General features: G+C 34.1%; 9 protein-coding genes. 3 read left to right on the plus strand and 6 right to left on the minus strand.

Annotated elements, in window-relative coordinates; translation table 11 throughout:
* The 4 genes from B2745_RS04220 to B2745_RS04235 all read right to left on the minus strand — a co-directional run.
* The coding region (locus B2745_RS04220) for a hypothetical protein (RefSeq protein ID WP_304064036.1) at nt 1–695 on the minus strand (695 nt) is incomplete at its 3' end.
* Nucleotides 696–734: 39 nt separating this feature from the next.
* Nucleotides 735–1,247, minus strand: coding sequence for an LptE family protein (locus B2745_RS04225; RefSeq protein ID WP_304064037.1), 513 nt, complete (start codon nt 1,245–1,247; stop codon nt 735–737).
* A 4-nt stretch (nt 1,248–1,251) separates the two neighbouring features.
* Nucleotides 1,252–2,481, minus strand: coding sequence for a sigma-54 interaction domain-containing protein (locus tag B2745_RS04230; RefSeq protein ID WP_304064038.1), 1,230 nt, complete (start codon nt 2,479–2,481; stop codon nt 1,252–1,254).
* A gap of 119 nt (nt 2,482–2,600) precedes the next feature.
* Complete coding sequence (locus tag B2745_RS04235) at nt 2,601–4,181, minus strand: MiaB/RimO family radical SAM methylthiotransferase (protein ID WP_304064039.1); 1,581 nt, start codon at nt 4,179–4,181, stop codon at nt 2,601–2,603.
* A 141-nt stretch (nt 4,182–4,322) separates the two neighbouring features.
* Here B2745_RS04235 and B2745_RS04240 point away from each other — a divergent pair, with 141 nt between their 5' ends.
* The 3 genes from B2745_RS04240 to B2745_RS04250 all read left to right on the plus strand — a co-directional run bounded on the left by B2745_RS04240 (nt 4,323) and on the right by B2745_RS04250 (nt 8,366).
* Entirely contained in the window at nt 4,323–6,119 is a 1,797-nt protein-coding gene (locus tag B2745_RS04240; RefSeq protein ID WP_304064040.1) for a hypothetical protein, read from the plus strand.
* Nucleotides 6,120–6,121: 2 nt separating this feature from the next.
* On the plus strand, nt 6,122–7,426 hold the full coding sequence (locus tag B2745_RS04245; RefSeq protein ID WP_304064041.1) for a serine hydrolase domain-containing protein: 1,305 nt from the start codon (nt 6,122–6,124) through the stop codon (nt 7,424–7,426).
* Between the two features lie 460 nt (nt 7,427–7,886).
* Nucleotides 7,887–8,366 (plus strand): DNA N-6-adenine-methyltransferase, encoded by a 480-nt coding sequence (locus tag B2745_RS04250; protein WP_304064042.1) that lies wholly within the window; start codon nt 7,887–7,889, stop codon nt 8,364–8,366.
* Here B2745_RS04250 and B2745_RS04255 read toward each other — a convergent pair.
* Together B2745_RS04255 and B2745_RS04260 are read right to left on the minus strand one after the other, a co-directional pair.
* The gene (locus B2745_RS04255) at nt 8,358–8,561 is read right to left on the minus strand and encodes a hypothetical protein (RefSeq protein WP_304064043.1); all 204 of its coding nucleotides are present in this window, start codon (nt 8,559–8,561) and stop codon (nt 8,358–8,360) included. The genes B2745_RS04250 and B2745_RS04255 overlap by 9 nt on opposite strands.
* A gap of 3 nt (nt 8,562–8,564) precedes the next feature.
* Nucleotides 8,565–9,329 carry a DpnI domain-containing protein gene (locus B2745_RS04260; RefSeq protein ID WP_304064044.1) on the minus strand — a complete coding sequence of 255 codons (765 nt, stop codon included), beginning with the start codon at nt 9,327–9,329 and terminating at the stop codon, nt 8,565–8,567.
* Nucleotides 9,330–10,317 lie beyond the last annotated feature (988 nt).

Below are 10,317 nucleotides of genomic sequence, written 5' to 3' on the forward strand. Positions count from 1 at the left end.
GCTGCTGCTGCTGCTGCCACTTTTTCTTCTTCTTCCGAAACTGATGGGGTAGCTGTTTCTATGGCTTCAGCAGAAATTTCTTCATCTATATTTAATGGTAATTCTTCATGCTCTATTGATGGTTCTTCTACAACCATTTCTGAAGAGGTAGATACATTAAGGTTTATATCGTTTTCTTCTTCTACTGGGTTTACCGTTGGAATAATATGCTCTAATACCACATCAGCAATCTCTTCATAAACTTCATCTTCATGAACAAAACTTTCAGCAGCAGGTGAAGGTACCTCTTCATGGCTTTCTACAGTTTCTTGCTTAAGCTCGGCAGGAGTTTCTACCAAGTTATTTTCAGGGCTTAAATCTTCCTGAATGATAGAAACCAATGCTTCTTGGGTTACTTCTTTTTCTTCCGCAAGCTCTAAAGATGAATAATCTTTATTTAATTTTTCTGGATGATGAATGATATGGTGAAGTGCAGTTCTATCAGGTAATATGGTGGCTGCCTGTGTAAGTTTCTGGTTAAAAGCTGACGTATTTTGCGCAGCTTTTGTTGCCAATAAATAAAGTGTTTGGCAATAAGGATATTTATGAATTAAGCTTTCTAAATCTGCTAATTTGCTCTCATTAAGCTTTTGCAAATCCAACAGATAATCAGAAAATCTTATCTCTTTTGTATGATTATATTCTAATTGCTCCAAAATTTATCTTTTTTTAAGATTTGTGAAGGTAAAAAAACCTTACCAATTGGCAAAAGCTCTGTTATAAATATCTTCTGTTAATTGCGCATTAATATCCTTGATTAAAGCTTGTTCCTGACTGGCAAATGCGTTTCCTTGGGTAGAAAAATCTCTAAACCGGGTAAAAGATTGTTCGAAACTTTTATCAGGCTCTATGGTATTGGTATATTTTACCTGTACTGTAATGGTAAGCCTATTTAAGCCTGCTGATACTTGTTGGTCGCCCTGTATAGCAACGGGTTGTATGTTATAATCTGTTATACGCCCCTGAAAATCTGCATCACCATTGGTTCTTAAAAAACTTAAGGAGGTTTGCGTTCTGATACGGTCTTTTAAAGCTTCGGTAAAACTCTGACTAAGAATAGGAACTACCAGTGGCGCATTGTTCTCAAATAAAGCTACTGATACGGTTTTCATCCCGGCAGATATAGACCCTCCTGTAAAAGAATAAATACCGCAGGCATTTAACAGCATCAGCATGGCACATATAACGATATAACCTCTTTTTCTCATGTCTTTAATTGAGATTTAATTCTTTAATTTTTCTGTACAAAGTACGTTCTGATATCCCTAATTCTTCTGCTGCCGATTTACGTTTACCCTTATGCTTTTTTAAAGCTTTCTTAATCATATCGGCTTCTTTGTCTATCAAAGATAAAGATTCTTCTATTTCCTCTGCATCTTGGGTAATATGAAAATCATCCTGACGGTTTACTACTGGCTGTTGTATGGTTAACTGAGGTTCTATATGCTGCACATCTAAATCCTGATATAAAGAATTTAATATTTGCGGATGTGTAGCGGCATAATTAGAAACGTTATCACCACTCTGAATAATATCGGCCACTAATTTTTTAAGCTCAACCATGTCTTTTTTCATATCAAAAAGAACTTTGTAGAGGATATCACGTTCAGAGAAATCTTCTTTTTTACCGTTATCTAAACGCATAGGTAAAGAAGATTGCTGATCTTGCGGAATATAAGCAAGCAATGTTTGAGCAGTAATATGTCGGTTTTTCTCTAAAACTGCTATTTGCTCTGCAATGTTTTTAAGTTGTCTTACGTTACCGGGCCAATTAAAATTGGTTAAAACTTGTACTGCACCTTCATCTAAAGTAACATTTGGCGAGCGATATTTATCAGAAAAATCGGCTACAAATTTTCTAAATAACAGATGAATATCTTCTCTTCTATCTCTTAAAGGTGGTATTTTAAGCGGCACTGTATTTAAGCGGTAATATAAATCTTCTCTAAATTTACCTGCTCTTACAGCTTCATACATCTCTACATTGGTAGCTGCAACAACCCTTACATCCGTTTTTTGTACTTTAGAAGATCCAACACGGATATACTCACCAGATTCTAACACACGTAACAATCTAGCTTGTGTACCTAAAGGCAACTCGCCAACTTCATCTAAAAATATGGTACCACCGTTAACCACTTCAAAATATCCTTTTCTGGCTTCGTGGGCACCTGTAAAAGAGCCTTTTTCATGACCAAAAAGTTCAGAATCTATGGTTCCTTCTGGTATGGCACCACAGTTTACCGCAATAAAAGGCCCATGTTTACGAGCACTAAGCTGATGGATGATGTGTGAAAAAACTTCTTTACCAGAACCACTTTCGCCAGTAATTAATACGGTTATATCTGTAGGTGCAACTTGTCTGGCTATATCAATAGCTCGGTGCAACAAGGGCGAAGCCCCTATAATACCAAACCTTTGTTTAATATCTTGTATATCCATTTTTTTAAAGTAAAAAGTACACAGTAGAAAGTAAAGAGTAGAAAGTAAAAAGTATTTCCTTACTACCTTATTTTAAGATTTGAGCATGGAGATATGCGTTCTTGTATAACCTCTCACGTCTAGTGTCTCCCATCTAAAATCTTTCCAACCACTTTACCAATTAATGTAGCAGTTGTAGTTCTTTCTACTAAAACATTTACATAGTCCCCTGGTTTATAGGTATCCCCAACAGGGAAAATAACCATGAAATTTTGATCGCTACGGCCACAATAATCATTTTTGGATTTTTTAGAAAAGCCTTCTATCAAAACTTTTTCTATTTTACCAATCCTTTGCTGCGCCCTATAATGGCTATGAATTTGCTGTTTAGCGATAACCTCTTCTAATCTTCTTTGCTTAACATCTTCAGGAATATCATCTTTAAACTTCTTAGCCGCTGGTGTGCCTGGTCTTTCAGAATAAGAGAACATATAAGCAAACTCATATTTCACAAAATCCATCATACTTAAAGTATCTTGATGTTCTTCTTCTGTTTCTGAGCAAAAACCAGTAATGATATCAGTAGAAATAGCGCAATCTGGAATGATACGTCTGATAGCTTCTACCCTTTCCATATACCACTGGCGGTCGTAAGTACGGTTCATGATGTCTAACACCCTTGAATTACCAGATTGTACCGGTAAGTGGATGTAATTACAAATATTCTCGTATTTAGCTATGGTAGTTAAAACCTCATCAGTAATATCTTTTGGATGGGAAGTAGAAAATCTTACTCTTAAATCCGGACTTACCAAAGCTACCATTTCTAGCAATTGGGCGAAGTTTACGAAAGCCTCACCCCCGCCTTCTCCAAAGGAGAGGGAGTTCTTATCTAACCGCTCTTCTTGGTGGATTATCCCTTGCACTTCCTTCTCTTTCTGAGATGGGTTAAGGGATAGGCTATCTCCTGCGCTTCCCTCTCCTTCGGAGAGGGATTGAGGGTGAGGCCTCTTCCACTTATAAGAATCAACATTTTGCCCTAACAAGGTAACCTCGCGGTAGCCAGCTGCATATAAATCTTGTGCTTCTTTTACTATAGAATGTGCATCTCTACTGCGCTCTCTACCTCTTGTAAAAGGTACAACACAGAAAGAACACATATTATCACATCCCCTCATGATAGAGATAAAAGCAGAAATTCCGTTAGAGTTTAACCTTACCGGATTGATATCCGCATAGGTTTCTTCTCTGCTTAATAATACATTTACAGCTTTGTTACCATCATCAACTTTGTTGATTAAATTAGGTAAATCGCGGTAAGCATCAGGACCAACCACTACATCAACCAGTTTTTCTTCTTCTAAGAATTTCGCTTTTAAACGCTCTGCCATGCAGCCTAAAACGCCTACAATCATTCCCGGATTTTTAGCTTTTGATGCGCTAAATTGTTTCAGTCTGTTTCTTACCCTTACCTCGGCATTTTCACGAATAGAACAGGTGTTGATAAATACAATATCTGCTTCGGTAAAATCTGCCGTGGTTACAAAACCATCATCGGCAAGTATAGAAGCTACAATTTCACTATCAGAAAAGTTCATGGCGCAACCATAACTTTCTATATATAATTTACGACCGTTATTATTTTTACTGGCTTCTAATACCAGAGCCTGGCCTTGTTTGGCTTCATCATGCTCTTTAGAGGGTATATTCAATTCTAACATCTAAACATTTTTAGGATTACAAAATTAGGATTTTTTTAGTAAAATGACAGTTTGTCAGCCTTTTAATTTATTTAACTCCTTTTAAAATTATATTTCTGGCTAAATAATTGAATACCCTAATAATTATTATATTTATACAGCATGGAGCAAAGCCCAAAACCTAAAAAATTTTTGATTTTAAAATGGCTACTAGGTGTACTCCTAGTGGTTTTACTCTTGTTAGCTAGTGGCGCTTATTACTTAAACAAACAATGGAAACCTTTACTTACAGATGTTTTACAAAAAGCTGTTACCGATGTTTCTGATAGCTTATACAAGGTAAAGTTTAGTGATATCCGCATCAATGTATTAACGGGTAGTGCTTATATAGATAGTATCCATATTTATCCGGATACGGCTATTTACAACAAAATGATTGCCCAAAAAGATGCCCCAGAAAACCTTTTTGAACTTAAAATCAATCATCTTGGCTTAAAAAATATTCATCCTTCTAAAATATATTTTGATAGAAAATTAGCCATTGATGCTATTACCATCTTAAGGCCCGAATTAAATATCATTTATACCAAGCTAAAATATCCGCGAAAGCGAGAAGTAGACCATAGAACAACCTATCAAAAAATTAAACACCTTTTAAAATCGGCAAGGGTTGGTACTGTTTTTTTTAACAATGTAAAGTTTAAATATGTAGACAGGTCTTTATCTTTAACCAAACCAGATATCACCAATTTAGATAATTTAAACATCAGATTAAATGATATTTTGATAGATTCTGCCGCACAGTATGATCAAAGTCGGATTTTTACCACTAAAGATATTATAGCCGAACTTAAAGATTATAGCTACCCTACGGCTGATTCTTTATACATCATTAAACTAGAAAAGATGCAGTTTTCTACCTTAAAGAAAGAGCTATTGATTAAAAACTTTAGGTTGGCTCCACGATATCATGAAATGGCTTTTTCTAATTTATTTGAGAAACAACACGAGCGTTATAGCTTAAGTTTTGATACCATTAGCTTTAAAAACGTGAATTATCCGGCACTTATTGATGAAAGATTGATAGCTGCACAAAAAGTTTTACTTAAGAAAGGTGATGTATCTGTTTTTTTAAACAGAGGAAAGGCTCCTAAAGGGATTGATAAGGGTAAAAACTTTCCTCATTTAGCTTTGCAGCGGGTAAATTGGACTATACATACCGACACTATTGAGTTAAACAATACTAAAATTGCTTATGCCGAATATAACCCCAAAACAGGAGCTAAAGGAACTATCTCCTTTCATCATTTAAGAGGTTATTTGTTTAACATCAGTAATAGCCCTTATTTTTTAAAGAAAAACCATTTTGCAGATGCTTATCTACAAACGCTTTTTTTAGGTAAAGGAAACTTAAATGTGCATATCAAATTTGATTTAACAGATAAACTAGGCGCATTTAGCTATAAGGGATCTATAGGGAAAATGCCTATGGAGACCATAAATCCTATTACCAGACCTTTAGCCATGGTGATGGTAAAATCTGGAACCCTGAATAGTTTAGATTTTTCTGCCAAGGGAAATGTCAGAGGAGCCAGCGGCTTTGTTAAAATCAATTATCAAGATTTAAGTGTTACCCTCATGAAAAAAGATGAAGATAACAATTTAAAAAAAATGGGCTTAATTTCTTTGGTGGCTAATGCGCTATTGCTTAAGCAAAGCAATCCTTCTAAAAACGAAGCTTTAAGAGTTTCTTACCCTAGCTATGCAAGACCAGCCGATGGTTCTTTTTTTAATTTAATGTGGAAAGTTATCTTTACAGGGCTAAAAGAAAGTGTAGGCATTAGTAAAGAACAAGAAGAAAAAATTGCCCAAAAGGCTTCTAAACTTAAAGAGGCAAAATTACGTAGAGAAAAAAGAAAAGCCGAAAGACAAAAAAAGAGAGAAGATAAACAAGATTAAGCATGTTTAAGACTATTAAATATTTTAGCTTCATAGCGGTACTGTGGTTAACAAGTGCTTGCTCAGAACAGATTACAGATAAGCTGGTTGCCAGCCAAAATCTTAAAAAATTACAGATTGAGGAAAGCAATCTGGATAGAATTGACAGTTTGCTGGGTTCGGCCCTTATTAATAATTGGACAGCAGGCGTTACAGCCTTGGTTGCTAAAAACGGACAAGTTTTCTATGACAAAGGTTTTGGTTTTAGAGACCGCGAGTCTAAAGCTTTAATGCGCCCAACAGATATTTTCAGGATTGCGTCTATGAGCAAACCTATCATTTCTGTTGCTACCATGATATTGGTTGAGCAAGGAAAGCTAAAACTAGACGACCCTGTTTCTAAATACATCCCTGAGTTTAAAAACCCACAAGTTTTGGCTAGCTTTAATGCTACCGATACCACTTACACTACTGTACCTGCAAATAAAGAAATTACCATTAAGCATTTGCTTACGCATACATCAGGTATTGGTTATGGCTTTGCAGATTCTACCCTCAAAAAAATATATGATAAACATGATATCCCTGATTTAGCAACGGTAAAAAATATCACCATAGAGCAAAGCATGAAAAAGCTAGGCACTTTGCCTTTGGGTGTACAACCAGATAGCAAATTTTATTATGGTTTAAGTACCGATGTTTTAGGATATGTAATAGAAGTTGCTTCTGGCAAAAAGCTAGATTTTTTCTTGAAAGAGTATCTATTTAATCCTTTAGGGATGAACAGTACTTACTTTTTCTTGCCTCCGGAAAGCACTTACCGTTTAGCCGCTATGTACAGCGAAACCAAAGAAGGAAGATTAATTAAAACCTACCCAATTAGTGGTAAATTCAATATTAATTATCCTATTAGGGGAGCTAAAACTTACCTTTCGGGAGGTTCTGGCTTATGCTCTACCGTAGAAGATTATGCCTTGTTTTTACAAATGATTTTAAACAAAGGTACTTATGGCGGTAAAAGAATTTTAAAAGCCGAAACCATTGAAATGATGTCGCAAAACCAAATTGGCAACCTACAAGTGGGTAAAAATAAGTTTGGTTTAGGTTTCGAGATTGCTACCGAACAAGGCTTAGCAAATGGCGCTAAAGTGGGTAAATTAAGCTGGAGTGGGGCTTTTAACACGATGTTTTGGATAGACCCACAAAGAAATGCTATCGCTATTTTAATGACTCAGGTTTACCCAGCTATCCACAAAAAAGAATTTTACAACAAGTTTGAAACTTTGGTTAATGATGCGATGGATAGAGGGTTGAAGGAGAAGAAGTGAGTTAAGAAAATATTAATATAATTCTTTGTTAATTTCATCAAAGTGCTTACTACCACATTTAATATGACCTATAATTTTGTTAGGTTTAATTCTGACGAATAAAATTCTGTAGGTTCTTCTGACAAGAATAATTCAAGCTCTTGATGATGGTTAAACTCTAATATTTTAGGATTTTATACTTCTAGCTTTCTGTTTTTACTAAGTGTCAAAAACTCTTTTTCTTGGTCGATTCGTAAAAATATTCTATTTCTGCGAGGATTATGAATTTGTCAAATAAATTACTTAAAGGAAATTAAAATTCTAATAAAAATATGTATTTCCATAATATCATGATTTAGAATTGATTAACTTTAAATATAGTAAAAATTGATACTTATTGTATGTAATTATCTGAAAATGATCTATTTATAATTTTTATTTATCAAAATTTGATCTAATATTTGTTTAAATTTTGATAAATATGGATGTAACCTTTGAAAAATCAGAACAAACAACAGTTGAATGGTTAACTCCTCCATCATTAGTGAAGATGCTAGGGGAATTTGATTTAGATCCATGTTCGCCAGAAAATCCACCTTTTACCCATGCTAAAGTAAATTATACAATTAAAAGCAATGGTTTAGAAAAAATATGGTTTGGTAGAGTATATATGAATCCTCCATATGGTAAAGGGATGGAAAAATGGTTGGAAAAATTAAAAATTCATGGAAACGGAATTGCTTTAATTTTCGCAAGAACAGAAACAAAAACATTTTTTAAACATATTTGGGATGATGCGGACGCATTACTTTTTGTAAAAGGAAGAATAAAGTTTTTCAATTTAGAAGGTAAGCAGGTTGGTACTCCTGGTTCTCCTAGCGTTTTTATTGCTTACGGTAGTAATAATGTTGAAGCCTTAAAAAATTCTAAAATAGAGGGAAAACTAATTGTATTAAAGTAATTCGTACAAAATGAATTCTGCTACATTAAATTCAGCGTCAAAAATCCAATCGTTTTCTTTTAATAATTTTGAAATCGCTTCATCTTTATTTTTTACATTCTCTACAATTCCTAGAACTTGAAGATTATTAATTTCAACATCCCTGTTTGGCCCTGTAGTCTTACCTTCTGGTGTTAATATGATATATTTCTTCATTATTTAAATCTTCTTATATTTTCCGCGACCTATAAATTCAATAATCCCCTTATCTCTTAAAATTTGTAATTGTTGTCTTAATTTATCTCTAATGAAGTTGTTATGAGGATATTTTAATTTGAGATTTTCTTCAAATTGATACATTTCATCAAGTGAAAAAACTTCTTTATTGATGCTATCAACACATTTTAAAGTATCTAAAATCCAGCCCTTAACATCTTTGCTTTTTGTTCTTAAAAACAAGGTTTTATTGAAAGTTTCTCTAACTAAATCCTGATTAACAATAGTAGCATTTTTTACTAAAAAAACTTTTCCAGCGTCTGCAACTTTTGAAATATCAATATTACAACCTATCCAACCTGCTCGTCTTGCCGTCTCTGCTAATGGTGGGCGTTTAATTATTATTTCTGTAGTAAAAAATTGTTTTGGTATTATTAAAAAATCATTGACTGTCCAATGTTTTGTATAGGTTAGAAAGAAAAAATTTGGATTGTTATCTGAATTTATTCTTTCAATCATGGAGGAATAAGCTCCATCAGTAATTGTATTAGAGATTTTTCCGCTTTTACTTTTTAATTCAAATTCTTCCTTACATTTTGAGCAATAAAAATCTGCAACTGGGCGATTATTTTCGAATTCCTTTAAGGGTAAATCGCCGCAGCTTGGACAATAAGAATTATTTAAAACCCAATTCTCAGTAAGAATTCTTGCAATTTGAGAATTGCTCGTATAACCGTCAGCTAAATTTGTATTTAAAGATAGATTCATTTTTTACGACAATTTGTGTTAGAGATTGAATTAGAAATCCTTTTTTTGAGGAACGAGGAAAAAAATTGGAAAGAAAATCCCAACCGAAAAGAACACCCATAAATACCTTGATTCATATAAAAACGTTTAGCCCAAATTAATGATTTAGCTTGATTATGAATAGGCTAAATATAAAATAACATTATTTCACTTTGTGTTTAGTTTTAATCTTAAGGTAGCTATGGGTAATTAAATAAAAACTCACAAGTTCTGTAATTAGCGAAACCCCACTTCGTGTACTTAACTCCAAAAACATCCTCCCCATTTTTAATGATTTTGCAGCTTTTATCTACGATTTTGTATTTTAAGCACTTTTAATCTTCTCTAGCGTATTTTTATTTTTTCTTGATCATCTCTTGGAATAAAGCTGATTTAACACCCCTAAAGCATCTTAAATACCTTCTTTTTAAGATATAGTTGTTTTATCAACTTTTGAGAACGGTAACAAAATCATAAAAAACCAGCTCAAAATTGGGTATAATCTGCTAGGGACCCTCTTCGAGACCGCTTCGAGACTTCTTCGAGAAACGCCTCTTGATTTCCGAACAAGTCTGGGAGAGGGTCCGAAACAGCTACCTTAGTGTACAAAAAGCATAACTTTAAAACATCTTTTTTAGGCAAGTAAAAGGTTAAAATAAATAGGCTGTCACAGCAGCTATATTTTATCTATACGATTGCCTTTTATAACACATGATTAATGATGATTTGTTGATTGGAAAAAGGCTTTTTACAAAAAATTGTGTTTATGCTATTGATTCGGAGTAGCAATGTTCTCTGATACTCTTAGAAAAGGCCTCGACTCCGCTACCATTGACGCTATTTATAAATGTTTAAAAATTAGGCATTCACCCACTGGCTTTCCGGCCTCTTGACCGGCCATGTCAAGGTACTTTTTTCCGCAAAAAGTACCCAAAAACTCTCCGCTGCGCCGCTTGCTTCTAAAGGTTCT

Origin of the sequence: Pedobacter glucosidilyticus, from assembly GCF_002483235.1 — a bacterium.
GTDB classification, from domain to species: domain Bacteria; phylum Bacteroidota; class Bacteroidia; order Sphingobacteriales; family Sphingobacteriaceae; genus Pseudopedobacter; species Pseudopedobacter glucosidilyticum_B.

Coding starts and splice junctions, on each gene's coding strand:
- B2745_RS04225 (WP_304064037.1), bottom strand. CDS start 1,247: ATGAGAAAAAGAGGTTATATCGTTATATGTGCCATGCTGATGCTGTTA.
- B2745_RS04230 (WP_304064038.1), bottom strand. CDS start 2,481: ATGGATATACAAGATATTAAACAAAGGTTTGGTATTATAGGGGCTTCG.
- B2745_RS04235 (WP_304064039.1), bottom strand. CDS start 4,181: ATGTTAGAATTGAATATACCCTCTAAAGAGCATGATGAAGCCAAACAA.
- B2745_RS04240 (WP_304064040.1), top strand. CDS start 4,323: ATGGAGCAAAGCCCAAAACCTAAAAAATTTTTGATTTTAAAATGGCTA.
- B2745_RS04245 (WP_304064041.1), top strand. CDS start 6,122: ATGTTTAAGACTATTAAATATTTTAGCTTCATAGCGGTACTGTGGTTA.
- B2745_RS04250 (WP_304064042.1), top strand. CDS start 7,887: ATGGATGTAACCTTTGAAAAATCAGAACAAACAACAGTTGAATGGTTA.
- B2745_RS04255 (WP_304064043.1), bottom strand. CDS start 8,561: ATGAAGAAATATATCATATTAACACCAGAAGGTAAGACTACAGGGCCA.
- B2745_RS04260 (WP_304064044.1), bottom strand. CDS start 9,329: ATGAATCTATCTTTAAATACAAATTTAGCTGACGGTTATACGAGCAAT.